23 protein-coding genes and 3 pseudogenes are annotated in these 25,587 nt (G+C 52.7%); 11 read left to right on the forward strand and 15 right to left on the reverse strand.

Features of this window, described 5'->3' with window-relative positions; translation table 11 throughout:
* The 4 genes and pseudogenes from RT340_RS11045 to RT340_RS11060 form a co-directional block, all read right to left on the reverse strand.
* Positions 1–675, reverse strand: a 675-nt coding sequence (locus tag RT340_RS11045) for a FadR/GntR family transcriptional regulator (RefSeq protein WP_313375951.1), incomplete at its 3' end; no start/stop codon positions are given.
* 212 nt (positions 676–887) lie between these two features.
* A complete protein-coding gene (locus RT340_RS11050; protein WP_045815471.1) occupies positions 888–1,244 on the reverse strand; it encodes a cupin domain-containing protein in 357 nt (118 codons plus the stop codon).
* Between the two features lie 287 nt (positions 1,245–1,531).
* Positions 1,532–2,299 carry an amino acid ABC transporter ATP-binding protein gene (locus RT340_RS11055; RefSeq protein WP_034829813.1) on the reverse strand — a complete coding sequence of 256 codons (768 nt, stop codon included), beginning with the start codon at positions 2,297–2,299 and terminating at the stop codon, positions 1,532–1,534.
* Between the two features lies 1 nt (position 2,300).
* Positions 2,301–2,951 (reverse strand): annotated as a pseudogene (locus RT340_RS11060) (amino acid ABC transporter permease).
* Positions 2,952–3,239: 288 nt separating this feature from the next.
* Between RT340_RS11060 and RT340_RS11065 the strand changes: the two are divergent.
* The 3 genes from RT340_RS11065 to RT340_RS11075 are packed head-to-tail and all read left to right on the forward strand — an operon-like array spanning position 3,240 to position 5,993.
* Positions 3,240–3,989, forward strand: coding sequence for a transporter substrate-binding domain-containing protein (locus RT340_RS11065; RefSeq protein ID WP_097117883.1), 750 nt, complete (start codon positions 3,240–3,242; stop codon positions 3,987–3,989).
* 51 nt (positions 3,990–4,040) lie between these two features.
* Positions 4,041–4,646, forward strand: a complete 606-nt coding sequence (locus RT340_RS11070) for a cupin domain-containing protein (protein WP_313375954.1) — start codon at positions 4,041–4,043, stop codon at positions 4,644–4,646.
* Between the two features lie 18 nt (positions 4,647–4,664).
* Positions 4,665–5,993: an FAD-binding oxidoreductase gene (locus RT340_RS11075; RefSeq protein WP_313375956.1), complete on the forward strand. Its 1,329-nt coding sequence runs from the start codon at positions 4,665–4,667 to the stop codon at positions 5,991–5,993.
* Positions 5,994–6,080: 87 nt separating this feature from the next.
* On the opposite strand, the gene RT340_RS11080 is transcribed toward RT340_RS11075, so the two are convergent.
* The 3 genes and pseudogenes from RT340_RS11080 to RT340_RS11090 form a co-directional block, all read right to left on the reverse strand.
* A complete protein-coding gene (locus RT340_RS11080) occupies positions 6,081–7,367 on the reverse strand; it encodes a methyl-accepting chemotaxis protein (RefSeq protein WP_058961052.1) in 1,287 nt (428 codons plus the stop codon).
* A 244-nt stretch (positions 7,368–7,611) separates the two neighbouring features.
* A pseudogene (locus RT340_RS11085) lies at positions 7,612–7,794 on the reverse strand (MFS transporter); the annotation flags it as partial.
* 71 nt (positions 7,795–7,865) lie between these two features.
* On the reverse strand, positions 7,866–9,164 hold the full coding sequence (locus tag RT340_RS11090; protein WP_313375959.1) for a serine hydrolase: 1,299 nt from the start codon (positions 9,162–9,164) through the stop codon (positions 7,866–7,868).
* 116 nt (positions 9,165–9,280) lie between these two features.
* Here RT340_RS11090 and RT340_RS11095 point away from each other — a divergent pair, with 116 nt between their 5' ends.
* Positions 9,281–10,183 carry a LysR family transcriptional regulator gene (locus tag RT340_RS11095; RefSeq protein WP_313375961.1) on the forward strand — a complete coding sequence of 301 codons (903 nt, stop codon included), beginning with the start codon at positions 9,281–9,283 and terminating at the stop codon, positions 10,181–10,183.
* A 63-nt stretch (positions 10,184–10,246) separates the two neighbouring features.
* On the opposite strand, the gene RT340_RS11100 is transcribed toward RT340_RS11095, so the two are convergent.
* Positions 10,247–10,435 (reverse strand): hypothetical protein, encoded by a 189-nt coding sequence (locus RT340_RS11100; protein WP_202404561.1) that lies wholly within the window; start codon positions 10,433–10,435, stop codon positions 10,247–10,249.
* A 36-nt stretch (positions 10,436–10,471) separates the two neighbouring features.
* Here RT340_RS11100 and RT340_RS11105 point away from each other — a divergent pair, with 36 nt between their 5' ends.
* The 4 genes from RT340_RS11105 (at position 10,472) to RT340_RS11120 (ending at position 15,101) form a co-directional block, all read left to right on the forward strand.
* Positions 10,472–10,666: a hypothetical protein gene (locus RT340_RS11105; RefSeq protein ID WP_313375965.1), complete on the forward strand. Its 195-nt coding sequence runs from the start codon at positions 10,472–10,474 to the stop codon at positions 10,664–10,666.
* 261 nt (positions 10,667–10,927) lie between these two features.
* Positions 10,928–12,898 (forward strand): autotransporter outer membrane beta-barrel domain-containing protein, encoded by a 1,971-nt coding sequence (locus tag RT340_RS11110; protein ID WP_313375967.1) that lies wholly within the window; start codon positions 10,928–10,930, stop codon positions 12,896–12,898.
* A 239-nt stretch (positions 12,899–13,137) separates the two neighbouring features.
* The gene (locus tag RT340_RS11115; protein ID WP_313375969.1) at positions 13,138–14,697 is read left to right on the forward strand and encodes a hypothetical protein; all 1,560 of its coding nucleotides are present in this window, start codon (positions 13,138–13,140) and stop codon (positions 14,695–14,697) included.
* Positions 14,694–15,101 carry a hypothetical protein gene (locus RT340_RS11120; RefSeq protein WP_313375971.1) on the forward strand — a complete coding sequence of 136 codons (408 nt, stop codon included), beginning with the start codon at positions 14,694–14,696 and terminating at the stop codon, positions 15,099–15,101. The genes RT340_RS11115 and RT340_RS11120 overlap by 4 nt, the downstream gene beginning before the upstream one ends.
* Positions 15,102–15,195: 94 nt before the next feature.
* Here RT340_RS11120 and RT340_RS11125 read toward each other — a convergent pair whose 3' ends face one another.
* Positions 15,196–16,533, reverse strand: coding sequence for a glycoside hydrolase family 10 protein (locus tag RT340_RS11125; protein WP_313375973.1), 1,338 nt, complete (start codon positions 16,531–16,533; stop codon positions 15,196–15,198).
* A 138-nt stretch (positions 16,534–16,671) separates the two neighbouring features.
* Here RT340_RS11125 and RT340_RS11130 point away from each other — a divergent pair, with 138 nt between their 5' ends.
* Positions 16,672–16,998 carry a hypothetical protein gene (locus RT340_RS11130; RefSeq protein ID WP_045815361.1) on the forward strand — a complete coding sequence of 109 codons (327 nt, stop codon included), beginning with the start codon at positions 16,672–16,674 and terminating at the stop codon, positions 16,996–16,998.
* A gap of 35 nt (positions 16,999–17,033) precedes the next feature.
* On the opposite strand, the gene gabP is transcribed toward RT340_RS11130, so the two are convergent.
* Both gabP and gabT read right to left on the reverse strand, forming a co-directional pair.
* Positions 17,034–18,428, reverse strand: coding sequence for a GABA permease (gene gabP, locus RT340_RS11135; protein ID WP_313375979.1), 1,395 nt, complete (start codon positions 18,426–18,428; stop codon positions 17,034–17,036).
* 96 nt (positions 18,429–18,524) lie between these two features.
* Positions 18,525–19,787: a 4-aminobutyrate--2-oxoglutarate transaminase gene (gene gabT / locus RT340_RS11140; RefSeq protein WP_313375981.1), complete on the reverse strand. Its 1,263-nt coding sequence runs from the start codon at positions 19,785–19,787 to the stop codon at positions 18,525–18,527.
* Between the two features lie 109 nt (positions 19,788–19,896).
* Between gabT and RT340_RS11145 the strand changes: the two genes are divergently transcribed.
* Complete coding sequence (locus RT340_RS11145) at positions 19,897–21,390, forward strand: PLP-dependent aminotransferase family protein (protein ID WP_313375983.1); 1,494 nt, start codon at positions 19,897–19,899, stop codon at positions 21,388–21,390.
* 55 nt (positions 21,391–21,445) lie between these two features.
* Here the strand turns inward: RT340_RS11145 and RT340_RS11150 are convergent, their stop codons facing one another.
* The gene (locus tag RT340_RS11150) at positions 21,446–22,303 is read right to left on the reverse strand and encodes an aldo/keto reductase family oxidoreductase (RefSeq protein ID WP_313375985.1); all 858 of its coding nucleotides are present in this window, start codon (positions 22,301–22,303) and stop codon (positions 21,446–21,448) included.
* Positions 22,304–22,400: 97 nt separating this feature from the next.
* Between RT340_RS11150 and RT340_RS11155 the strand changes: the two genes are divergently transcribed.
* Positions 22,401–23,312: a LysR family transcriptional regulator gene (locus tag RT340_RS11155; protein WP_313375987.1), complete on the forward strand. Its 912-nt coding sequence runs from the start codon at positions 22,401–22,403 to the stop codon at positions 23,310–23,312.
* Positions 23,313–23,337: 25 nt separating this feature from the next.
* Here the strand turns inward: RT340_RS11155 and RT340_RS11160 are convergent, their stop codons facing one another.
* From RT340_RS11160 to RT340_RS11170, 3 genes and pseudogenes are all read right to left on the reverse strand, one after another.
* Positions 23,338–23,952, reverse strand: a complete 615-nt coding sequence (locus tag RT340_RS11160; protein ID WP_313375989.1) for an ANTAR domain-containing response regulator — start codon at positions 23,950–23,952, stop codon at positions 23,338–23,340.
* Positions 23,949–25,103 carry a transporter substrate-binding domain-containing protein gene (locus tag RT340_RS11165; protein WP_313375991.1) on the reverse strand — a complete coding sequence of 385 codons (1,155 nt, stop codon included), beginning with the start codon at positions 25,101–25,103 and terminating at the stop codon, positions 23,949–23,951. The genes RT340_RS11160 and RT340_RS11165 overlap by 4 nt, the downstream gene beginning before the upstream one ends.
* A gap of 140 nt (positions 25,104–25,243) precedes the next feature.
* Positions 25,244–25,587: pseudogene (locus RT340_RS11170) on the reverse strand (amidohydrolase); the annotation flags it as partial.

Genomic DNA, 25,587 nt, shown 5'->3' on the forward strand with positions numbered 1-25,587 from the left:
TTCAGTGATATCGAGAATTTGATGGCAAATGGCGCGCGCGGCTTCACCATCCCGCTGGCAAATGGCATTGAAGAGATCGCGGTGTAACGGGAAGGAGTCGGCAAACAGTGCCTGCTCCGGTGGCGATTCAAAAAAGGCGTGCATGCTGTCGTAGATGCCGTTGAGCATTTGCAGCAGAAGGGGGTTGCCTGAAGCGCGATAAATGCTGGTGTGAAACGCCCAGTCTTCGGCACCGGCTGAGCCGACCGCCAGATGCACGCGCTCCATTTCAATCAATCGCTGTTCGATTTCCAGCAGGTCTTCGGCGCTTGCACGCTGTGCAGCGAGCACACAGGATTCTGATTCGATAATGCGACGGACCTCCAGCGCGTGCAGCATATTGGCGGAGTCATTTTTGAATCGCAGCGAGAGAAAGCTGTCGTTGATGCCGACATCTGCCTGCAAAAACGTGCCGCTGCCTTTCTTACGCAGAATGATGCCCAGTGCTTCCCAGCGTTTTAACGCCTCACGCACGGTGTTGCGGCTCACCCCGAGTTTTTCCGCCAGCTCGCGTTCAGGCGGTAAGCGACTCCCCGGCTGCGCGCCGGATTGCGCCATAAAACGCGTGAGTGCATCAAGAATCAGCGTGTCACTGCGCGGTGTGGTTATCGGTTGAAGCTCAAAAGGAGATTGCATAGCGCGGCCTTAATTGGTCCAACATCTCTACCAATTTCATAGCAAGGCGCGTGCCATTATTTTTATGCCTGATTTAATTGACATTTCTGGGCAGTAATAAGCAGGAGATCTGAGTTTTACTGGTGCAAGGCGAAAAAATATGCACCGGGATGTCACAGCGAGGATATAAAAAAGGCGCGAATTAACGCGCCATTTATAAATGCGGAAATAAATTAGCTGGCATCAAAAATCACATACAGTTTACGCATCGTGTTTTCAATTACCCAGGTCCCTTCAGTATTGGCTTCGAAGAAAAAGGAATCACCCGGTTTAAAATTTAGGGTTGCTTCGCCATCAGGAGTAAATGAACCTGTGCCGTTAAGAAAATGCATAATTTCAGCCTGTTTCACTGAGCGACGATAGGAACCTGCTGCGCATTCAAATATGCCCGTATCGATATCTTCTTTGCCGGGAATCACTTTCTGGATACCGGAAAGGGCAATAGTGCCGCTGCCCGGTAAGCCTTCCACGCTGCCCCAGGGTTCCATTGTTTCAATTAACGCTGGCTGTTCAATTTTTTGCACCTTCATCAGTTCTTTTTCCTGTAAGCAGTGACAAATAGCACTCACCACAATGGCAAAGTGCATTGGGGAAAAACTCAATTCAGATTAAGCGATTGCAGTAAAACCTGAGGGGACTTATTGCCTTGCGAATAACATATTTGAATGATTATTCGCACGGCTTTGGCAGAAACTTTTGTTTCCTCACCATGCTTCACGCTGCAAGTGGGGGGCGGCGTCCATTCACCCCCGATCAGTCATCTGAGTCGGTTCCAGGCGACGCCTGCCTGCACTTTGAAAGGGGGTGAGAGCGCCGCCTAACTCAGCGTTTGGCAGCATGAGCAGGGCTGCGCAACGGTGTTACCCAGAACACGGCGCAGGAAATCTTGCGTGCGCGCTTCTTGTGGTCGCAGTAACAGGTTGTCAGCGGGACCTTGTTCTACAATCTGTCCGCTGTGCAGGAAGCAGACGCGATCGGCCACTTCACGCGCGAACTGCATCTCATGGGTGACCACGATCATGGTCATCCCTTCACGGGCGAGATTGCGCATGACCTGCAGCACTTCACCCACTAATTCGGGATCAAGCGCGGAGGTGGGCTCATCAAATAAGATCGCTTTGGGCTGTAGGGCCAGCGTGCGGGCAATCGCCACGCGCTGTTGCTGTCCGCCAGATAACTGGGCTGGCCATGCATTGATTTTCTCAGCCAGACCTACCATTGCCAGTAAGTCTTTGGCGCGCTTTTCCGCCACGTTGCGAGATTCACCGTTGACGTGAATCGGACCCTCCATCACGTTTTCCAGCACGCTGCGATGCGGGAAAAGGTTGAAACGCTGAAACACCATGCCAATCTGACGCCGCAGGTCGTTAATGCTCTTGTGCTTGTTGTTGACGCGCTGGCCCAGTACGGTGATATCGCCGCCTTCATAGGTTTCAAGGCCGTTGATGCAGCGCAGTATGGTTGATTTACCTGAACCCGAAGGGCCAATCAGGCAAACCACTTCACCTTCGCTGACCTTGAAACTCACGCCTTTCAGCACCTCAATGGGGCCGAATTTTTTGTGTACCTCATGAATTTCAATCATCTTAAGCCCCTTTCATCTGACGTTTTTCCAGCTTCTTGGTGAGTGCCAGCAGCGGCAGGCAAAGCACCAGATACAGCAGTGCCACCAGCGTGTACACCGTGGTGTTATCGAAGGTTGAGGCAGCAATCAGCTGGCCCTGACGTGTCATTTCCGTCACCGCAATGGTCGAGGCAAGCGCAGAGTCCTTGAGCATCATCACGAGCGTATTGCTGAACGGGGGTAAGGCAACATGGAAAGCCTGAGGCAGCACCACGCGGCGCATGGCTTAGCCATAACTCATGCCCATTGATCGCGCGGCTTCAAGCTGCCCGCGATCAACCGATTCAATGCCGGAACGAAATATTTCTGCGATGTAAGTGGAAAAGCAAAAGGCGATACCAATAACACTGGCCTGAAACGAGGTGAGGGTGATGCCAATATCCGGGAAGACAAAGTAGATATAAAACAGCACCACAATCATCGGCAGACCACGCGTGATATTAATGATGGTGGCGATGGGCCATGAAATGATTTTCCACGGACACATTTTGGCTGCGGCAAAAATCAACCCTAATGGCGTACTGATTATCAGAGACAAAAGGGTGATATAGATCGTCATTTCAGCCCCTTTCAATAAAAAGGGCAGATACTGGTGGATGCTGCTCCAGTCCATTTTGTTCTCCTGGCTTGTAGTGTCACCCTAAAATCAGGCGATAAATTCATTATAATGAATATCGTTGATAGCAAATCGCTGTCAATCTTTACTCTCATGACAGAGATAGCATTTACTTATTACGCTCATACGAACAAGCTATAGGTGTGATATTTAGTGAAATCAAAGGCTTTATTGTTAATTTGTGAGTTGGCGCATTTTCATTAAATAAATCGTTGACAGCAGGTGTGCAATTTTCATTATAGTGAAAAAGAGCATTATCCCTTTCATTGCACCCAGGAGTGAGCCATGTTTGCCATTCGTTCCCCGTTGATGATCCTCGGCCTCACGGCTGCGTTGAGTTTCAATGCCAGTGCAGCGGTGTTAACCGCGGGTTCACCGCCATCGAGTGCACCCACTACCTTTCTCAATACCCAAACGGGCAAGATTGAGGGTTTTATGCCGGATGTGGCCGCAGAAGTGGCTAAACGTGAGCATTTGGACATCCAATACAGCGCAATCCCTTTTTCCACGCTGATACAATCTGTTATTGCCGGAAAGATTGACATGATAGTGGCGGGAATGACACCGACTGAAGAGCGCGCGAAACGTATTACGTTCTCTCAACCGGTGACGGCTTTTGGCGCGGGATTGATCGTGCGGGATGACAATAAAAAAGCGTATAACTCCTGGCAGGATCTTAAGGGTGAAGTGGTAGGCACCATGGCCGGTACCGATTATACCCAAAGCCTGATGGCCAGCGGTATTGCGAAAGAAGTGAAGGTCTACGACAGCCCTGCGGATATGACGCGAGATTTGTCACTGGGTCGCGTGGCGGCCGGATTAAATGACTATCCGATATTAAAAGCGCAGGAAAAAGCCGGTGGACTAAAAGGCATGCATGTAGTGGACGGTTATAAACCGGAGCATGTTTCCCCCATGGCGTTTGGCGTGAAGAAAGGCAACGATGCGTTAATGGCGCAGATCAATAGCGCGTTAACCAGCATGAAAGAGGATGGCACGTTGCAGACGATTAAAACCAAATGGGGCATGCCCTGATTGATGACACCCTTAAGCACAGCTGACAGGGATGCGAATGGAATTCAGCCGATGAAAAAAGAATCGATCATCAAAGGGGAGTCAGGCGCGCAGGAAGCGGATATCGGCTCCCGCGTAAAACGTGTGCGCAAGGCGCGGAATATGACCATTACTGAATTGGCGCTGCTGGCGAATGTCTCCGCTGGCGCGATCAGTCAGATCGAACGCAATCTGACGAATCCGACAGTGCGTGTGCTGGAACAACTGCGTCTGGTCTTAAAAGTCCCCCTTTCGGCCTTTCTGGAAGAGGCCGAAGCTCACACTCGTGGTGCTGAGCATTATGTCCGGCGCGCAGCGGAACGCCCGCACTTTAACGTGGGTAAACAGGGCATTTCTAAACAGATGCTTTCTCCCTCGGGCGACCATGATTTGCAGTTCATGTTCATCAATATCCCGGCAGGCGTGCACTCCGCTGAGATGTTAATGGGGAAGGGGGAAAAAGCAGGCTTAGTGATGGCGGGTGAACTGACGCTGGAGATTGACGGTGACACCGTGCTTTTGACACCCGGTGACAGTTTTCAATTTCAGAGCCATCTCCCGCACAACATTTTTAACCCGACGTCCAGTGACGCGACTGTGTTGTGGATCATGCATATTTCCTCTGAGCAACATTTATAAAGGTCAGGATTGAACATCATGCGCATCAACGTGAATACCGTAGCAGACAGTGAAACTTTCCCCAGCGCGGTGGATGTCATCGTCATCGGCGGCGGGATTATTGGTACTTCCGTCAGTTATGAACTGGCAAAGCAGGGCGTTTCCGTGGCGCTGTTTGAAAAAGGCGTGATTGGCGGTGAGCAGTCGGGACGCAACTGGGGCTGGGTTCGCCAGCAGAATCGCGATCTGTATGAGCTGCCGATGGCGATACGCAGTTTGCAGCGTTGGGAAGCGTTGAGCGGCGAAATCGGACTCGATCTTGGCTTTAGCCGCCAGGGAATCACCTACGGCACGCTGAGTGAAGCGGATGTGGCGCGCTGGGAAGCCTGGGGCAAGCAGGCGAAACAAATCGGCTTTGTTAGCCACTTATTGACGGGCAAAGAGACGCGCGAGCGCATTGGTGAACAGGCCCAATGGGTGGGCGGCGTGTGGTCACCGAGCGATGCGCGTGCCGAACCCTCCATGGCCGCCCCGGCCATCGCCACGGGCGCGAAAAATCTGGGTGCTTCAGTACATCAAAACTGCGCGGTGCGTGGATTGGATATCAGCGGCGGGCGCGTCACCGGCGTATGGACCGAGCGTGGCTTAGTGAAAGCGAACCGGGTGATCTGCTGTGGCGGTGCCTGGAGTTCCCGCTTCTGCAAACAGTACGGTGTTGAACTGCCGAGCGCCAATATCTTGGGTACGGCGTTTAAAACCACAGCCGCACCGGAAGTGATCAAAGGGTGTCTGAGCATCGGCGGATTATGCATTCGCCGTCGTCAGGATGGCAGTTACACCGTGGCACTCTCCGGTCGTGGGCAGATCGACCTGGCTCCGCAAAATATCCGCTATGCCACCAAGTTTTATCCGATGTATCGCAGCAAAATTGCCAAAAAACTCAAAGTGCGTATCAACGGCTCTTTCTTTAATGGCCCGGAAGCTGCGGGTTCCTGGTCAAACCGGGGCGTATCGCCGTTTGAAAAGATTCGTGTGCTCGATCCCGCCGGCGATCCTGCGATTGTGCAGGAAGCGATGCAGATGCTGGTACAGTTTTACCCTGAGCTTAGCGGGATCAAAGTCGATCATGCCTGGGGGGGCTGGATCGACACCACGCCTGATCTGGTGCCAGTGATTGATGAGATGGATACGGTGCCGGGCCTGTTTATCGCCTCAGGCTTCAGCGGCCACGGTTTCGGCATCGGTCCAGGTGCGGGCTTATTGTGTGCGCAGATGGTGAATAACCAACCGCTGTTTACGGATGCTGAACCTTACAGTCTGGCGCGCTTTGCCAAAGGTAATGAGATTCGCGAACCGCAGATGATGTAAAAGCCTGCCAGGTACTGACCGATCGTGGCATCGTTAAAAGTGAAAGGCGGCCTTCAGGCCGCCTGAGCATCGCTGGTGGGTGATAACCTAAACATCCAGTCGATGAATGACATTCACAAACTCATGCACACCACTATTTATTTCTCGCAGGCTGCGTGACAGCACGCTGATTTTATCCTGCTCGGTCACCACGAACTGTTTCACTTCGCCTAACTGTTGCTCCATCTGATGAATCAGCATGGCGTTGTGCTCCACGACTTGAGTGATCTTTTTGGTTGCGCTGGAGGTGGAAGCCGCCAGACGCCGCACTTCATCCGCTACCACACTAAATCCACGCCCCGCTTCACCCGCGCGCGCGGCTTCAATCGCGGCATTTAACGCCAGGATATTGGTTTGTGAAGCAATCAGATTGATGGTTTCTACCACTTCGTTGATGCTTTTCGCCGAGGCATTTAACTGGGTGCCAATATCGGTGGCGGCATTGACTTGTACTGCCACCAGACCTGAGTTGCGGATGGTTTCATCCAGCACTTCGTTGGCGTTATCCGTTATTTGCGAAGTTTGTTCTGAGGTGGTGAGGGCAATATCAGCGACCCGTTTTGCCGCTTCAACCCGCGTGGTGATATCGGAAGCAATTTTGATCACCTTGTACACTTTGCCGTCGGCATCAAACACCGGATTGTAGCTCGCCTCCAGCCAGATACGTTCGCCCGCGGCGGTCTTACGCTCAAAGCGCCCGACAAAGTGTTGCCCCTTAGCGATTTTGCGCCAGAACTCGGGATTTTCCCGATAAAAGTTATCGAAACAGAACAAGCGATGATGCTGACCGACAATCGTTTTAAGCTCGTAACCCATGTGTGTCAGGAAATTCGCGTTGGCTGTCAGAATATGACCATCGGGCGTGAATTCAATGACGGCCATGGAGCGGTCGAGAGCGGTGATCACTGCCTCTTTATGCTCAAGTTCTTCATGTCGGGCAGTGATATCACTGGCGACTTTAATCACCTTATAGACTTTGCCTTTATCATCGCTCACCGGGAAGTACGTTGCGCTCAGGTAGAAACGTTGGCGTTGTTTATTAAAGCGCTCAAAAATTCCGGTGACGGATTCACCTGAGGCCAACGTCTGCCAGAAAGCAAAGTACTCCGATGACTGGCTGTAGGCCGGGCTGCAGAAAATGCGATGATGCTGTCCCTGAATCTCATGCAGGCTGTAGCCGGTCACCTCAAGGAATTGCGGATTGGCGCTGAGGATTTCACCGCTGGGCGAAAACTCAATCCATGCCACATGTTGTTTGATTGCATTGATATCTTTGAGTACATCGCCACTTTTATAAAATGGCAGAGAAAGGCTGGATTTCTTCACCCCAAACATGTGTGACCTCAGGCGATATTATGTCATTGAACATAATGCGTGCAGCGTTTGCCGCTCCGCTGAATTTCCTCAGCTGAACACTTTTCTTGCGATGTGCTTCTCTGCGCGTACGCAGGCTGGGTGTATTGAGTTTTGGTTGCCTGATGTTGTGGTAAACGGACCGGTTACGGTCCGCTTTGATAAAGGTAGCTTAATTATCGGCGCGGTTTCCAGAACATTTAACTAAAATGCATGAAAAAGCGTGTCACTTGCCAGACTGCGGATAAGCAAGGGTTTTCAACCGATCATTTGGTGGTCGCGAGGCGATAATGCCAATCACGCCACCCGCGATCAGTGCCACCGCCACCACCAGTAAACCTGAATGATAACTGTGGGTCATATCCTTGAGTTTTCCCAGTACGGGTGGCAATCCCAAACCGACAAATGAGAGGAAAAGTAAACTCATACCCACAAGCAATTTATCGCGCCACACCCCTGTATGGCGCGAATAAATGCTGCTTAATGCAACTGTTGCGCAATCGCGCTGTACATCAGAGCCGCTTCGAGTGGCTGCGCGCTGAAGGAGGGTTCAGCCTGAGGCCAGGTTGACCATTGTACGATGACCAGGTTTTCTGCACGGTTAACCATAATGATTTGCCCATAAATGCCCAGAGCCCATAGTGAGTGCTTCAGCCCCTCTGCTGCAGTGGGCACGACATGTTGTGCATTGGCGGGGATAGCATTATTCCACCATTGATAACCGTAAATACCCTCCGGATGGGCCGCACTGACAGAGTCTTTTGCCTGTGTCCATGTTGCTGCGTCATTCACCCAATTGTCAGGCAAGATTTGCTTACCATCGGGCAGGCGACCTTCGTTGAGGATAAATTCACCAAAGCGACCCCAATCTTCCAGCGTGGCGTTGAAACCATGAGCACCCACGTCATGCTTTCCTGATTGGTAAGCATGCCAGACGCCATCACTGGCCATGCCATTGGGTTGCCATACGGTTTGCTGCAGGTAAGCCGCCAATGACTTGCCTGTTGCCCGTTCCAGCACATCCCCCAACAACCATGCGCCACCGGAAGAGTAAGACCACTGTTCACCCGCAGGATGCGCGCGTTTCAGATGAGAGACGATATTACGCACACAGGCATAGGCGCCAGCTTGCGCTTCGCACTGGGTCAACTGCGCAAAGTCAGAGTTCGGATTAGTGTAATCCTCATTCCATGCCACGCCGGAAGTGTGCTGGATGAGCTGTTTAAGGGTTACGCCATCCCATGCGGTTCCCTTCAGTTCGGGTTCATATACAGTGATGTTGTCATCCAGTGAATGAATTTTTCCCTGCTTGATAGCGATGCCCACCAGTGTAGACACCACCGATTTACCCACTGAGCGCGAGGTCCACAGGGTGGTGTCGGTATTACCTTCGGCAAAATATTTGTAGGCGACTTTGCCGTTTTTCAGCACCAGCATGCCCGCGACATTTTCACGTTTTAAGTAATCAGCGAGGTGATAGGTGTGGCCATTAACCTGATACTGCGCATCGACTAACAGGTTATTGGGACGCGCCAGTGGCTTCGCTTGCCCATGATGAAACACATCTCCCGCATAATTTCGGTAATCATTACGGAAACCGACTACTCGATCTTTTTGACTCCAGCTCAGCATCTGGTGAGGGTCAGGTAACTGATGATCAAAGGGGGCAGGACAGGGCGTGAGCGCCACGCCATCGCACTCTGTCGCAGCAGTTGCATAGCTACTCACAGCTAGTGAGAGAGAAAACAGCAGGGGTTTAATCACGGTGTGACGTTGCATGAAAAGTGCCTTTGTAGTGCAGTTAAGAGTGCGGCGAGTATAGAAATCTATGGGGCGAGGTTAAAATCACCCCATGGGGGAAATTCCCCCCCCAAATGTTAGACATAGGATTTCAGATGAATGCGCTGCGCTATTCCTTTTCACAAATTGAAGCCTTTGCGGCGATTGCAGAGTTCGGCACGGTTTCCCGTGCAGCAGAGAAACTGAGGAAAGATCGCACCACCGTGCGCGATCTCATCGATTACCTGGAGGATGCCCTTGGCTACTCGTTGTTTGAGCGTGAAGGGCGCAAATTGGTGCTGACATCCAGGGGGGAGCAGTTACATCGTCAGGCGCATTTGCTGGTGCGTCAGGCTCATGCATTTGAAGCTTTCGCGCAGACCTTGCCGGAGTCGCGCACGCAGCAAATCACGCTGGTGTATGACCCTTTTGTCCCGCAGTTATTTTTGCAGGCATTCATCAGTGAGTGCAGCAGGGCGCAGGTGCAATTAACTCTCTGGTGTGCTTCGCGTTTCGAAGCTGAGAGTGCCCTAAAATCGGGCAAGGCCGACCTGGCAATTTGTCAGGCAGTGAATCGTTCGTTAGGTAATGAGATGGAGTGGAGCGCGTTAGGTGCCATTGAACTGAACTTTTATGCGGCGACAGCATTGTTCGCTCATCAAGATTCACCTCTGACGTTGCTAAACCTCGCCCTGGAACCGCAATTGGTAATGCATGCGCATGCTGATGAACAAATCACGCACCGTCTGCAAATTTCGGGACAGTCACTGTTTGTGAACGAGCGAACCATGTTGCAGTCTCTGATGGAGCAGGGGCAAGGTTGGGGATTTCTACCAACGCATTTTCAGGCGCAGAAATGGCATCAGGTGCAAGTTTTGCCAACTGAGGTGGGGCATCAGGGACTCAATATCACTCTGGTGGCACTGTGGGCGCCGGGAGCGAGAAGGCACCAGGTCGTTAATGATGTGGTGGTTAAATTGCAACGGCTGTGGCAGCAGTACGGGGCATTCTCTTCCTGATAAGAGCCGTGAGTGGCGCTCCACGGCTCTGAGGATAGCATCAGGGCAGCGACTTAGCGGATTCTATAATTTCAACCGGCCCATGGTTATCGCAATGATCACCGTGTGGATGATGCAGATGCCCATCAACCAGGTAGTCCACATGGTCGCCATGCGGTACGGCTTCATGCCCACATCCGGGCCCATGAACATGTCCTGGTTCATGACCACTGCAATGGTGGTCTGGCGTGCATTGATCGGGATTGTGCGCATTCACCGGTAATACATGTTCATCAACATGATCTCCGTGTGGATGATGAAGATGGCCGTCGTGCAAGTAATCGATATGTCCTTCATGGCGAATCGCGGTATGACCACAGTGCGCACCATGTTGATGGTCATGATGTTGGTGATGCTGCTCTTTACAATCACTCATTTACTGACTCCATATCCAGAGATGTGGCGCAAATTGCGGTTGCCGGATCCTTGCCCGGCAACCCATAACTATAGATCAGTCCTTCCTTCATGAGAGACGTGCGATAGTGTGAGCGAGGTTAAATTCCTAAAAATACTCGCAGTAATCTTATGTATGCAAACTGGTATTACCTTCCCTGACTGACTACACCTTAAACGTCCTTGTTATCTCCTTAACGTCTTTTCGCATCCTTGATGCGACCTTATTGACTTGTGTTGCTGCGGTGTCATGCGCAAGTCACATCTTTTACGCGTCAGGCACAAACCGTCTGACTCATCACGGAGTGGATGATGAAAAAACGCAAATCCGCACTTTCCCTTGTCGCGATAGCGACCATAAGTACCCTGCTGGCAACACCTGACGCTGAGGCGTGGGACAGCTTAACGGTTTTTGGTGATAGCCTGAGCGACGGTGGCAATGTTGGGCGTTTTACCGCCGACGGCGCGCAGCATCCGCTGTACGCTGAAATTTTGGCAACGCATCTGGGTGAAAATCTACTGCCTTCCGATTTAGGGGGCAGTAACTATGCCCAAGGTGGTGCTGTTGCGGTACCTGCTTTGGATCCTGATTTGAACACCCAGGACCAGCTGGCGACCTATCTGCAATCCACCGGTGGGCGCGCTGACAGCAACGGCTTGTACATTCATTGGGTCGGTGCAAATGATATTGCCGCCGCCGTCACCAATCCGCTCACCGCACGTGAAACCATTAGCAACAGCGCAGTTTCTGCGGCTTCCCAGGTCAAAACGCTACTGGATGCGGGCGCGGGAGCGGTCATCGTGCCCAATGTTCCGCAATTGGGGCTGACGCCCTACATGGTGCAGATCGTCTTGAGTACGTTTGGAACATCAGCCATGGTCGCGGCTTTTCAGTCGCTCGATAACGCTGCCACACCGGATGCTGCCGCCCGTCAACAGGCGGTGAAAGAGGCCTTTACAGCCGCCGCCGGACAAATTTTGGGCGACCCCACGGCGCGTGACGTATTGGCTCAACAGCTTTACGACGCCTGGCAAGCACTCAGTACTCAGGTGACAGCCTTGTCCGATGGCTACAACCAGCAGGAAGAGGCCCAGTTGGCCGCGTTGAAGGGCAATATCGTTCGGGTGGATATCGCTGGACTGTTTAGTGAGGTGGTCGCAAACCCGGGACGTTATGGTTTGACCAACACCATCGGCATTGCCTGTCCGGTGGGCACCTCTGCAGATGAATGCCACTCCTCTGATGCCGGTTTTAGTAGCGCACAAGCGTATCTGTTTGCCGATCGCCTGCATCCCAGCCCGGCAGTGCACGCTATGCTGGCAGATTATATTCAATCGATTCTCGATGCTCCTGCACAGGTCGCGGCACTGTCGCAATCCACACTGCTGATGGCGCGCGACATGCATAATACACTGGATGGGCATTTGCAACAGCAGCGCCAGCAACCGGCCAGCGCGGGACAGTTCACGGTGTTTGGTGGCTATGCCGGGCAGCACGTCGATTATCAAGGTGATGACTGGAGCGACGGTGATGCAAACACCACTAATCTGACGTTGGGGATCGGCTATCAATTGACCGATAACTGGCAAACGGGTTTGTTGTTCTCAAACAGCAATCAGCGCATGGATCCCTCATCAAACTATGACTACAAGCTGCGCGGTAATCTGGTGGCGCTCTACAGTCAGCTCACCTTATTCGATCAAGGCTGGATCAACGCCGATCTCCATTATGCCGATCTCGATTTCGACAGTATCGAGCGTAACATCAACATCGGCCCTGCCACCCGGACTGAACAAGGCAACAGCAGCGGTAAATTACTGGGCATGCGGATACAAAGCGGCTGGGATTTACCCTTGGGGAACCATATCACGACCGGCCCGGTAGTCAGCTATGCGTTGGATTATGGTCGCGTGGGTGGCTATCAGGAAAATGGCAACACCAGCACCTCGATGCGCTTCTCTGATCAAACGCTTCACTCACAGATCGGTTCAATTGGCTGGCGCGTCGATAGCCGGCAGTGGGTGGTCAATCCGTGGGCTCAGGTCAGTTATAACCATCAGTTTGGTGACACGGATGCCACCGTACGCGCGGGTTTGAAATCCACCCAGACCTCTTTTGAGCGGACGGTGGCGGCTGGGGATAAAAACTGGCTGGATGTGGCGGTCGGTGCCAATGTGCCGTTGGGCGATACGGTCAATGCCTTTGCTGGCGTGTCTACCGTCGCCAGTAACAGCGATTACCATCAGGTGACCTGGAACGTCGGGGTTAATGCCACATTCTAGGATGATGTGCCAGCAAGTCGTGGCTTGCTGGCACCGTTTTAGCTTCACTTAACCTTAATAAATAAGTGAATGAATCAGTTACCGGCTTAAGGTATTCGATCGGAATCTTGCGTAGATTGCTCAATTTTTGGGGCCGCGATAAGCAATAATGTGCCTGCGATTATTCTGTAAAACCCCGCCCTTACCGCTGCGCTTTCTTTCTGCAATCATTATCTTGGTTAATTCCATTTATCTGTTGGATGTTTAACGCCTCTAATTACACTGGCACACATCAACATATTAACTATCAGCTACTTATACTGCATGGGGGCAGTTATTTTCTCTTAATATTTAAGGGGTACACCATGGTTAATGCGTCCAATAACACCACGCCACAAAATGCCGTCAACGCCGCAACGGGTACCGTTGTGCAGTTAAAAACCATTGATGAATTACGTGCTACAGAACCGACATCCGCCGGGGAAATTGCGTCGGTGCTGGAGTACACCAAAGGCAGTAAAATGGGCGGCGGGGTGTTTGTGTATGACGCGACCGATACCACCAGCCCAGACGATGGTGGAATTGTCTTTATCGCGGCAGGCAATAAACGCTGGAAGCGAGTGATTCAGGATTACAGCACCGTCACCGTATTGGATTTTGGTGCTATAGCCGACGGTAAAACGGATTGTATCGAGGCAGTAAAACGTATGTTTACCTGGTCACAGCGTGTGCTGCCTGCTGCCGGTATCCGTTTTACCGCCGGGGTATTTAGCATGTCTACTTTCGACATCTCAGACAAAGAGATTAACCGTTTTAAAGTTTCAGGCGCCAATGTCAATTTTGGCTACTTTCCGACAACCACGTTAGTTTTCAATTGGGAGACCCAGCCCCGAGGGCTCCATTTTTTCAAAGTGAATGCGCGCTATGCAGAGATATCAGGCATTGTGGTAAAAGGCATGAGTTCAAATAACGGCGGAGACGGCGGTACCGCATTTAATAAAGTCGGTTTTTACGCCAACATTATTACTGGCGGGCAGTTTCTGCGCGTGAGCAGTATGGAGTTTCGCTATCTGGGCGGACGAGCGCTGGATCTGATCGATACGCTGGATTGTAAGATTGATCAGTTTTATTCAAGAGGCTGTCAGGACAGCATTGTGTATGCGCGCTGGTCCGATCGTGCAGCAGGTGCCTGGGACCACAGCACGGCCATTGAATTATCCAACTTCAATTTGCAAGAAAATACCCTAAAGCCGGTGTTGGATTTACCGCGCTGCACCCAATCCTTTATTCGTAATGGCTGGATTGAACATTCAGAATTCGCCGGGGATTTAACTAATGGTCAGTGGGTGATAGAGGGGTTGGCGATTGAATCAACGACTAACCCGTTAAAATTGGGCTATTGCCGCGCGTTGATCATTCAGAAAAGTATTCATAATCAAAGCGCCGGGTTTGATTACAGTACCGCAGGTATCGAACCCTGGTCACTGCTGGCGGAGGGTGACCGCGGAGTCATGGAAATATCGGATTGGGGTGCCATCATTCAGGGCTCGCTAAACTACGATTATATTACCTCGCAACACCATATGGATAACCGTAGCGATAAAGAGAAATGGTTCTACATTGGCGAATTTAATTTCTCCGATGAAGGGACGCAGATTCACGTGCGTGTGGTGGGGGGACATCGCAAATATTATCGCAAAGCGCCACGCAAACTCAGTACTCTGGACGAACGCCTGAAGGAGTCGCCAATATTTACCTTCAAGCGCGCAAGGATGGCAGTACCGTTGGTAGTTGGTATGGCGAAGGTTCCTGCCCGGTGACGAAAGTGCACATTGAAGGCGGTGCCACCCGTACGAAGCTCTACGTTAAATTGGCGCAATACACCGGTTTTGCTACCGCGCAGGTGGAAACGAACGGCAAGGATCGGTATAAAGCGGGATTGTGTTTCATCTTCCGTAAAAGCTATACCGCCTGTTCAGATGCTGATGAGAAAAAACTGGACGCCGCACCTGTGGTGGCTTTCGAACAACACTGGATTGGCAATGAAAAAGTGGGGATAGGCTACAACAACGACAAAGAGTTGCTGTTGAACGGGACGCTTATTCTGGGTAAGCCCGAAGAGTACGAGCCGGGTAAGTGGCGTACTCGGCGTTATTTAAAAGTTCGGGTTAATGGTGATGAATGGAGCATTCCATTAAATAGTGCAACTGAGCCGTTTGTCTAAAGAGCAGCCAGCAACGTCTGTTGCTGGCGTAGTTTTCATCTCCGTATGTTGGATGAGATATACCGGAAAAATCGGTTGTAAGTTGCTGTAGAAATTAACTTCCCCAACGGCTGCGTAAATAATTCACCGCCTGCTGAGTTTGCGGTTGGTTAAGGTAGTTTTCGCGGAACAGAATAGTGCCGTTAATTTGTGGCACAGATTCATTGAGGTCCAGCTGTTTTTTCAGTTCCGGCACACCGCCATTAATGGTCCAGTCTGGCTCCATCTTGGAGGTTTCACCGACTTTATACAGCGCTACACCGATATAGAGCCGGGTGTGCGTGGGTTTGACTACATTGGCCCACCAGTTCGCGAGCACATCATAACGTGCAGCCTGGCGTGAAAATGGCCAGTAGATCTGTGGCGCGATGTAATCTAACAGGCCCATCTGCACCCATTTGCGTGTATCGGCGTAAGATTCGTCGTAGGCCGCCGCGCCGCGCGTGTCTGAGCCTGCGGGATCGTGGGATACGTTGCGCCACACACCAGCGGGGCTGACGCCGAATTCGACATTCGGTTTTAACTGCTTAATGGTGCGGGACACTTGTTCAATCAGCTGCTGAGTATTGTGACGTCGCCAGTCCGCTTTCGAGGCATATCCCTGACCATACTGGCGGAAGGTGGTGCTGTCATTCAGCGTTGAGCCGGGCGATTCCGCATAGAAATAGTCATCAAACTGCACGCCATCGATATCATAATTTGCAACCACCTCCGCCACGATGCTGGTAATCCAGTCGCGGGCATCAGGAATGCCTGGGTCCAGCACAAAGCGATCACCTGCGGTGCGGATCCAGTCACGATGGAGCACAAAAACGCTGGCTGGATGCAGGGAGAGTGTGTTGTTAAGTCCTGCCACCGTCGAGGGTTTCACGTTGGTAGAAACGCGATAAGGGTTAAACCACGCATGCACTTTGATACCGCGTTTGTGTGCTTCATCCAGCATAAACTGCAGCGGATCGTAACCGGGATCTTCCCCAATCTTTCCGGTCATCATATCTGACCAGGGTAAGATTTTAGAACGCCACAGTGCCGTGCCGTCAGGTTTCACCTGGAAGAAGACGGTATTAATACCGAGACTTTTAAGTTTATCCAGCTTATCGGTCAGCGCCTTTTGTTGCTGGCTGATGCGATTTGCCGGGCTGGCATTCACTGAGGCTATGGGTGGCCAGTCAAGGCGCGACACCGTGGTGAGCCACACACCACGCACCGGTTCTGCGCTGGCAGCGGGCTGAACAGGATGCGGTTTCGGCGTTACTGTCGGGAACGGGGTGACCAGTGATTTAGGCGGCTCGGAACTGCAGCTTGCTAAAAGCAGTGCAGCCAATAGCGTGGCCATTTTATTCACGGTAGTTATACGGGGAAAACGCGCGGAACAGGCTATGATAAACTCCATTTTTTTCAATTTACTGTTCGAAGAGCCTCATTCTCTTCTCATCAGCCTTAAAGTCAATAAGAGCCCTCGGTAACGTTGTCATCCCATCTATGGCTAACGCTGCCCACGGGAACTCACTAAAAACAGGAATACACTGCCATGACCTATGAAGACCTTTACCGCCGCATCGCGATGATTGTTTTCAGCTGTGGACCGCAAGGTGCACGCGAATTAATCGTAAAAGCTGAACTGTTTGCCGATGACGAGGGCGGTGAATACCAGTTCGATTATCTGGATGAAAACGGCGAGCCAGACTGGTTTGAACCTGATGCACAGGCAATTGGTGATTTAACTGAAGCATTGAAAGATTTCCAACACTACTTCGTTGAGCACGATATGACCGAAGGGAAGCCGGTGTGGAATAAATGCGTTGTGGTGATTAACGTGCCGGAAGAGTCGATCAGTATCGATGTGCAATATGAGTAAGGCTTCCGGGCCTCCCAGCCCGGAAATTTCTGGCATTATGAACGCACTGCCACTAACGCCTCGCGCTCGCGCAAAGCGCGTTTACGATGCACGATGCGGCTGGTGATCAACACCGCCAACGTGAGTAGACCGGTGGCTATGATCTCAGAGCGATGCGCCGGCATAAACAGCATTGAGACCAACACTCCCACGATGAACACCATGGTTGCCCAGGTTAAGCCTGGGAACAGCCACATGCGATAACTTAAGATCTCACCCCGTGCCTCGCGCTTTTTGCGCAACACCAGATGCGAGGCCGCTATCACCAGGTAAACCAGTAACGCAATCGCGCCGGAACTGGCTAGCAGGAACTCAAATACTGCTGCGGGTGCCAGATAATTGGCGATCACCGCGAGAAATGCAGCGGCAGTTGAGGCGATGACTGCAACCCAGGGCGTACCGCTGCGCGTGGTTTTTGATGCCGCGGCAGGGGCATCCTGACGTCGAGAAAGCGAATACAGCATGCGTGAAGCCGTATAGAGCGCAGAGTTAAGACAGCTGCACACCGCGATCAACAACACTACATCGACGATTTGCCGCGCGTAAGGAATATTCATCATCTCCATCGCCGTTTGATACGAACCGGCTTTCATCAGCGATGGGGTATTCCACGGCACCAGCGAGATAACAATGAAGATCGACAGCAAATAAAACAGCGCAATACGCCAGATCACGGAGTTGGTGGCCTGCGTTATCTGCTTTTTCGGTTCACGTGATTCCGCTGCCGCGATGGTGACGATTTCCGTTCCCATAAAGGAGAACATGGTGGTCAGAATGGCAGCCAGTACGGCACCGATGCCGTTTGGCATAAACCCGTGCGTGTCATAGAGATGGGAAATGCCTTGTGTGCTGCTACCGGGCATCAGGCCGAATATCGCCAGGCTGCCGACAATCAGGAAGGCGACAATGGCGACCACTTTCAGCAGCGCAAACCAGAATTCGAACTCACCGTAATTCTTCACGCTGAACAGGTTGCTGACCGTCAGAAACGTGGTGATCGCCAGGGTATATTCCCACACGGCAATCTGCGGGAACCAACTGTGCAATATCGTGCCTGCGGCATTGGCTTCAAGCGGAATGACCAGCACCCAAAACCACCAGTAGAGCCAGCCAATGGTAAATCCAGCCCAGCGTCCCAGTGATTTATCTGCATAGGTGGAGAAAGAGCCGGAGTCCGGTGAGGCAACGGCCATTTCCGCTAACATGCGCATAATCAGCACCACCAGCGCACCGGCTGCGATGTAGGCCAGTAACACAGCGGGGCCTGCTTCGGCGATAGCATGACCGGAACCGACAAACAGGCCGGCACCTATTACACCGGCAATGGATAACATGCGGACATGACGCGGCTTTAAGCCTTGCGCAAGCGCATCAGCATTCTGTGAACTCATTGTTTTCTCCAGATTGTCTCTCGGGCTGTGATTTGACACAGCCTGGCTGCAGCAGGTGGATGACCAGCCCGCATACGGGCTGGCTAAGCTGGGGGCCTACGAATCCTGGTGCGCGCTCAGCACATGGCTGAGAATCTCCAGCGCCTGGCTGAATTGCGCATCCGGAATAGTGAGCGGATAGAGGAAGCGAATCACGTTGCCCTGCGGACCACAGGTCAACAACAGTAAACCGCGCGCCATGGCGTGTTGCTGGATGGCCTGAGCGGTTTGCGCCTCGGCAAACTCCACCGCGACCATCGAACCTAATGCGCGGATATCGGTGATCGCAGGGCAGTGGCGACGTGCCTCATTGAGGAATTCGACCAGTTGCGCACCCAGTTTCACTGAGCGCTCACACAGTTGTTCTTCAGCAATAATATCCAGCACCGCATGCGCGGCGGCAATCGCTAGCGGGTTTCCGGCGTAAGTGCCACCCAACCCACCGGGGTCGGGCGCATCCATGATCTCTGCGCGACCACTCACCGCAGACAACGGCATGCCGCCCGCCAGACTTTTCGCCATAGTGATCAAGTCTGGTTTAACGGTGTAATGGTCCATGGCAAACAGCTTGCCAGTACGACCAAAGCCGGTTTGCACTTCGTCGGTAATCAGCAGAATGCCGTGTTGATCGGCCAGTTGGCGCAGGCGAACGAAGAACTCAGCAGGGGCGATGTGGAAACCGCCTTCGCCTTGTACTGGCTCCAGCACAATGGCTGCCACGTCTTGCGGCGCGATGTCCTGAGTGAAGATGTCTTGCAGGCTCGCCAAAGCATCATCAACGCTGATACCGGTCACGTTGTTGGGGTAACGAGCGTGCCACACGGAAGCGGGCATCGGGCCGAAGTCACGCTTATAGGGGGCCACTTTGCCGGTCATCGCCATCGTCATAAACGTACGACCATGGAACGCGTTACCGAAGGTGATAATGCCGTGACGGCGTGTGGCGGCGCGCGCAACTTTAACGGCATTCTCAACCGCTTCAGCACCGGTTGAGAAAAAGGCGGTTTTGGCTTTACCGGCTATGGGCACCACGCTGTTGATGCGCTCTGCCAGGCCGACATAGCTCTCGTAAGGCGTCACCTGGAACGCGGTATGGGTGAATTTTTCTAACTGTTCCGCGATGGCTTTCACGATGCGCGGATGACGGTGGCCGGTGTTGAGCACCGCGATACCACCAGCGAAATCAATCCAGCTGTTGCCTTCAACGTCACGCAACGTCGCGTTCTCTGCCTGATCGACATACCACTGGCAAAGATTACCGGTGCCACGTGGGAGTGCGTCATCTTTACGTTGTTGCAGCTGGCTGTTTTTACCTTCCATAACCTTTCCTTAGCGATAAGCGTCTTTACAAATCACGACAAACACGCTTATTTATCCCTGCGCTAAGGTTAGTTGCCAGAGCCACTTTTACAGAAAAGGATGGAGCCAATTGCGGAGTTTGTACGCCGATCATGTATTAGAACGTTTGCAGTTTATGCCGGAAGGGACGTTGCAGCAGCGCCTGTTGGCGTGTATGCAGGCGGCGATTGTTGAGGGGATTTTTCCACGCGCCACGCGATTACCGGCCACGCGCGATATGGCACGGGAGTTATCGGTGTCACGTAATACCGTACTTAACGTTTATGAAAATTTGATGTCACAGGGCTATGTTACCGCGCGCACCGGCAGCGGAACCTGGATCGCCGAAACGCTGCCTGAAGGGTGTTTAAACAGCCCGCGCGGCGATGACCTGACGCTGCCGCTGAGCGTGAAAACGGCGGCGATTTCTAAACGCGGTGCATCGCTGTTGGGCCATGCCAACGCCTCGCCGTATCAATGGGGCGCGTTTGTGCCAGGCGCGCCGGATGTCACGCAGTTTCCGCACAAACTCTTTAGCCAGACTCAGGCGCGATTAAATCGCGAGCCCGATGTTGATCGACTAATTTACAGCAGCAATGGCGGCTGTCCGCTATTGCGACAGGCACTGGCGGACTATCTCAGCGTGGCCCGATCGGTGCGTGCGGATGCGGATCAAATCATCATCACCGAAGGCATCCATCAGGCGGTTGATCTGGTCACGCGCGTACTCTGCGATCCGGGTGATACCGCGTGGATTGAAGAGCCTGGCTACTGGGGAACCCGTAATCTTTTACGCATCAATGGGTTGAAAATACAGGCCATGCCGGTCGACGATCAGGGCATTATTCCTGACTTACCGCCGCGCAGTCGGGCGCCAAAAGTGATATTTGTGACACCGTCACACCAATACCCATTGGGCGTTCATCTCAGCCTTGAAAGACGTAAGCAGTTGCTGGATTTAGCCAGCAAACATAAAACCTGGTTGATAGAGGATGACTACGACAGTGAGTTTCGCTTCGCGGGTCAGCCATTTCCCTCGCTGCAAGGTTTTGAGCCCGATGCGCCGGTGATTTACATGGGCACGTTCAGCAAAACGCTCTATCCGGCACTGCGACTGGGTTATCTGGTGGTGCCAAAAGCGCTGGCTCAACCTTTACGCGTGGCGGCGGCGGAACTCTATCGTGGCGGGCATCTGCTGGTGCAGCGGGCGCTGGCGGAATTTATCCAGAAAGGGCATTACATGGCGCATATCCGCCGTATGCGCAAACTCTACAGCCAGCGTCGTCGATTTTTAGCGGGTCTGATTGAGCGTTATCTTGGCGCTGATTTTATGCCGCGCGTCAATCATGAAGCGGGCTTGCATCTGGTGGTGAATTTACCGGCTGGATGTGATGATGTGGCGATTGCTGCACTGGCGCTGCGGCGCGGTGTGAAGGTTAGACCGCTGTCGCAATATTACATGCACCAGCAGGAGCGACGAGGATTGCTGCTGGGTTATGCCTGCGTGGATGAGCGTCAGTGTCAGGATGCGTTTGGTGTATTGAAGGCATGTCTGATGGAGAGCGGGATTTTAGCGCGTTCGTAGACGTGTGCGCATGCAATCATAATGTTGGGCGGCCCGGGGGCCGCGTCATTCAGGACTAAGCGATGCCGTTTAAACGTTGCACGACATCAGCACTCAACACCAGATCGCCACTGGCGAGATTCTGCTGGAGATGTTCTGGTGATGATGTGCCAGGAATCAACAGAATGTTTGGCGAACGCTGAAGTAACCAGGCCAGGGCAACCTGCAATGTAGTGGCATTCAACTCTTCGGCCACGGCGGTAAGCTGCTCGGATTGCAGCGGTGAGAAACCACCCAATGGGAAGAACGGCACATAAGGAATGCCCTGCGCAGCCAGTTGATCGACCAACGCTTCATCCTGGCGATTCGCCAGATTGTAAAGATTCTGCACACAGGCGATGGGCGTCATTTTCTGCGCGTCCGCCACTTGTTTGGCCGTTACGTTGCTCAGACCAATATGCTTAACCAGTCCGCGCTCTTTAAGCTTGATCATCGCTTCGACCTGCGGTTCGAGTGAGCCTTCTGCAGGTGCGTGCACGTCGAGCATCGAACGCAGATTCACGACTTCCATCACCTCCAGACCAAGATGACGCAGATTGTCTTCTACCGCCTGGGTCAATTCATCGGGCGAGAAAGCGGGCAACCAGCCTCCTTTCGCATCACGACGTGCACCGACTTTAGTGACGATCACCAGATCGTCGGAATAGGGATGCAGGGCTTTTTTAATCAGTTGATTAGTAATGTGCGGACCGTAAAAGTCGCTGGTATCGATATGATTCACGCCAGCAGCCACCGCATCACGTAGCACCTGTAATGCCCGATTCTCATCTGCCGGTAGGCCAAACACGCCTTTGCCAGCGAGCTGCATGGCGCCATAACCGAGGCGTTTAACCTGACGATCGCCCAAAGTATAAGTATTTACGTTGTGAGACATGGAAACCTCCTTCGTCGATGTGTGTACAGATTGTAATCGACGCATGGCTGTGCAACTATCCGGTGAAATCAGGACACAGTGTGCGGAATGGCGAACAATGGCATTGGATATTGCACTGCTACATGCGGTGGTGGCCGTGGCAAAAGCGGGCGGATTTCGTGAAGCCGCCCGCATGACGGGAAGCAATCCTTCTCGTTTAAGTGACGCCGTAAGACGAGCTGAGGAGCAGTTGGGCGTGCGGTTGTTCAATCGCACCACGCGCACCGTCGCGCTCACCGAAGCAGGCAGGGCGTTAATGACGCGCTTAATGCCAGCAATGAATGAAGTGGATGCGGCACTCGATTCGCTCAATCATTTCCGCAACACACCGGGTGGCACGTTAAGAATCAATGTGCCCGTTAGCGCGGCCCGCCTGGTTTTGCCCTCTATCGTGCCCGGCTTTTTGGCGCGATATCCTGACATACAGCTGGAAGTGGTGGCGGAAAGCAATGTGCAGGATATCTTCCGCGACGGCTGTGATGCCGGAATTCGTTACGACGATCATCTCGAACAGGATATGGTGGCATTACCGATTGGACCCCGCGTACAACGCTTTGCAGCAGCGGCCTCATCCGCTTATCTTGCAAAATTTGGCACGCCACAACATCCACGTGATTTGCTACAGCATCGTTGTCTATATGGCCGCTATGCCACAGGAGTCATTGCAGATTGGGAGTTTGAAAAGGGCGAAGAGGTGGTGCGTTTACAGCCTAAGGGGCCGCTTATTTGCAGCATCGGCGCGGCCATGGATCTCACGGTCGCGGCTGCGGTATCCGGCGCAGGGGTGGTCTATCTGTTTGAGGATTGGATCAAACCCGCACTGGATAATGGCAGCCTGCAACCCATCCTAAGCGAGTGGTGGCAGAGCTTTTCCGGACTGTGGCTTTACTATAACGACCGCCGTTTGATCCCAGCACCGCTGCAGGCTTTTCTTGATTATGTGCGCGAACTTAATGTGCAAGATGAGTGAGTTTTTCACGTTGCCTGAACCACTTTCATAATTTCTCAGCTGCCAGCGCTTTAAGCAGGTTTAACCAGGATGTTTGATTGTTAAGAAATTCGCAGCTGAGATTCTCAATCGTCATATGCTGCGCCATGGCCGCAAGACGTAGCAGGTTGTAAGCATCATCTTCCCCTAACTGAAATGCTTGCATCACCTGTATTTGCGCGGAGAACAGGTACCTGCGCGCGCGCAGACGTTCCTCCTGACGCTTAAGTTGTTGTTCCAGTTGGGCAAAACGCGCTGCACTCTCAAGCGCCAGCGTGAAGGCAGTCATCACGCCGTCGAAGCGCACCGGTTTACGCATATAGCTGTCAATTTTCTGCTCAGTGATCCACTGCAGTCGCGAAGGTGTTTCCATCGCGGTGAGCGCAATTTTAGGTAAGGGCGGCCAGGGCAATTTGTTGGTGGGATGAAACAGCGCTGGGTTGTCGCCATCGAACACCAGTAACTGTTGCCCGACGAGCTGCTCTTCATCTGGGAAGGCCGGGAAAAATTCTCCCCGAATGCCCATACGGGAAAATTGTTGCTCCAGGTGATGATTATCACGATCCGCACAGCCCATCACGCACACTTTGAGTCCGCGCATTTGCACGTTTTTTCGGCTCATGTGCGCTCTCCATCCTGATTCAGATTATCGAGATCGGTCCAGGCTAACCAGGGATCAGGCTTTACCGGTTGTGGTGCCTGCCAAAAACTTTTTAGCTTGCCATCATGACAGCGCGCCAGATGCGGCGTCAGCCAGCTGTGATTATTATCGGCATCAATTCGGATCGGTCCGGCGGGGGAATCCATCTCATCTTTAAGCACGGCAGCACGCACGGCCTCAACGTCAGCATCACCTTGACGGTTGATAGCGCGCGCCAGCAGGTGTCCCGCCAACCAGGCACTTTGGCTGTCAACGGAGGGGGACACGTCTTCGCCAAAACGCTGGCGGTAGCAGCGTAAAAAATCGTGGTTGGCGGCACTGTCGATGGACTGAAACCAACTCGCTGAGACCAGATATCCTTCAAGAGCTTCTGCGCCAATCATGTTCACTTCCGGCTCGCACAGCGTCAGGCTTAATTTTAATACGTCATTGAGCCATGGCTGCAGTTGGCTTGCTCGATGCCAGGCACGGTAGAAACTGTAGGCACTTTTACCCACCATGGTGTTGAGCAGCACCCTGGGCCGCTGTGCGATGATATCAGCAATCAGCTCATCGACATTCTCTTCGCCAAGCGGCAGTAACTTGCTGGCTAAAACCTCACCACCAGCCGGGATCACTGCTTCACGAGTGATGCGATCCATTTCCCATGACCAGACGTAATTCGATCCTACGTGATACATCGCGACATCCTGCTGCAGCAGCAGCCATTTCAGGAGCGGCAAAACATGCTGATTTGGCGTTGCGCCCAGATAAATCACGCTGTTGCTGCTTTCGAAACCTTCATAACGTGCGGAGTGCCATAGCAGTGCGTTGGCAGCTTCAATCAGCGGAAGAATGGTTTTGCGCGCTGCAGAAGTGTAGCAACCGATCACATGACGTACGCCGTGGCGATAAAGTAAGTCGTGGCAATAGTCATAATATTTATCCAGCGAGCCGCCGGGATCGCGCACCACTGGGGCGAGGGTAAAGGGGTAATCAGGATTTGCGTTGATCTCTTCAATCGCCAGCAGGATACCGTTAAGCATTTCGCGACCGATCACGGCATAATCGCCGGATACGGAGTAAAGGATGCCAATCGGAATGACACTCTTTGGCGGGGGTGTGGCAGACATAGAGTCTCCTGGTGATTAAACGTCTTTCCTGTTCTGGCGGCAGGGTGGCCGCCAGAACATAACGACATACATCAGCTTTAATAAGAGCGACTGTTGCACCGTTGAAGATCACGACAGTCATAACAGGCCGCTCCTTGTGTTTACTGGCTGGACGGCATGACCAGCGGGGTGTAATAGTGCGGTTGACGCATCAATACCAGATCCTTTCGTCTTACCACATGATTAGGATATGCGGTTTCTGCTGACCCGGTAGTCATATCCAGCACCGCCAAGCCATCCGTGCCCGGCACTTTGATTTCGGTACGTGGAAACGCAAAAGTATCCGGGCCAAACACGCCGCTCAGACCAAAACTCACGCCGGACGCGGGTGTCCAGTTGGCAAAGGCAAGCCAAACATTATTCTCGCCCGCGCGTACGCGAGGCAATAACCAGTGGTACGGGTCGGCGCCGCGCGGAATCGGCCAGGCGTGCGAGATCTTCGTCC

This window comes from Pantoea sp. CTOTU50773 (genome assembly GCF_032082325.1).
GTDB lineage: Bacteria > Pseudomonadota > Gammaproteobacteria > Enterobacterales > Enterobacteriaceae > Pantoea > Pantoea communis.

Bases quoted from the DNA above. Each gene is read 5' to 3' on its own strand.
- RT340_RS11055 (WP_034829813.1), bottom strand. From the start codon at position 2,299: ATGATTGAAATTCATGAGGTACACAAAAAATTCGGCCCCATTGAGGTG.
- gabT (WP_313375981.1), bottom strand. From the start codon at position 19,787: ATGGAAGGTAAAAACAGCCAGCTGCAACAACGTAAAGATGACGCACTC.
- RT340_RS11160 (WP_313375989.1), bottom strand. From the start codon at position 23,952: ATGAGCCGAAAAAACGTGCAAATGCGCGGACTCAAAGTGTGCGTGATG.
- RT340_RS11165 (WP_313375991.1), bottom strand. From the start codon at position 25,103: ATGTCTGCCACACCCCCGCCAAAGAGTGTCATTCCGATTGGCATCCTT.
- RT340_RS11150 (WP_313375985.1), bottom strand. From the start codon at position 22,303: ATGTCTCACAACGTAAATACTTATACTTTGGGCGATCGTCAGGTTAAA.
- RT340_RS11110 (WP_313375967.1), top strand. From the start codon at position 10,928: ATGAAAAAACGCAAATCCGCACTTTCCCTTGTCGCGATAGCGACCATA.
- RT340_RS11080 (WP_058961052.1), bottom strand. From the start codon at position 7,367: ATGTTTGGGGTGAAGAAATCCAGCCTTTCTCTGCCATTTTATAAAAGT.
- RT340_RS11075 (WP_313375956.1), top strand. From the start codon at position 4,665: ATGCGCATCAACGTGAATACCGTAGCAGACAGTGAAACTTTCCCCAGC.
- RT340_RS11095 (WP_313375961.1), top strand. From the start codon at position 9,281: ATGAATGCGCTGCGCTATTCCTTTTCACAAATTGAAGCCTTTGCGGCG.
- gabP (WP_313375979.1), bottom strand. From the start codon at position 18,428: ATGAGTTCACAGAATGCTGATGCGCTTGCGCAAGGCTTAAAGCCGCGT.
- RT340_RS11115 (WP_313375969.1), top strand. From the start codon at position 13,138: ATGTTTAACGCCTCTAATTACACTGGCACACATCAACATATTAACTAT.
- RT340_RS11130 (WP_045815361.1), top strand. From the start codon at position 16,672: ATGACCTATGAAGACCTTTACCGCCGCATCGCGATGATTGTTTTCAGC.
- RT340_RS11155 (WP_313375987.1), top strand. From the start codon at position 22,401: ATGGCATTGGATATTGCACTGCTACATGCGGTGGTGGCCGTGGCAAAA.
- RT340_RS11070 (WP_313375954.1), top strand. From the start codon at position 4,041: ATGAAAAAAGAATCGATCATCAAAGGGGAGTCAGGCGCGCAGGAAGCG.
- RT340_RS11065 (WP_097117883.1), top strand. From the start codon at position 3,240: ATGTTTGCCATTCGTTCCCCGTTGATGATCCTCGGCCTCACGGCTGCG.
- RT340_RS11050 (WP_045815471.1), bottom strand. From the start codon at position 1,244: ATGAAGGTGCAAAAAATTGAACAGCCAGCGTTAATTGAAACAATGGAA.
- RT340_RS11100 (WP_202404561.1), bottom strand. From the start codon at position 10,435: ATGCGCACAATCCCGATCAATGCACGCCAGACCACCATTGCAGTGGTC.
- RT340_RS11090 (WP_313375959.1), bottom strand. From the start codon at position 9,164: ATGCAACGTCACACCGTGATTAAACCCCTGCTGTTTTCTCTCTCACTA.
- RT340_RS11125 (WP_313375973.1), bottom strand. From the start codon at position 16,533: ATGGAGTTTATCATAGCCTGTTCCGCGCGTTTTCCCCGTATAACTACC.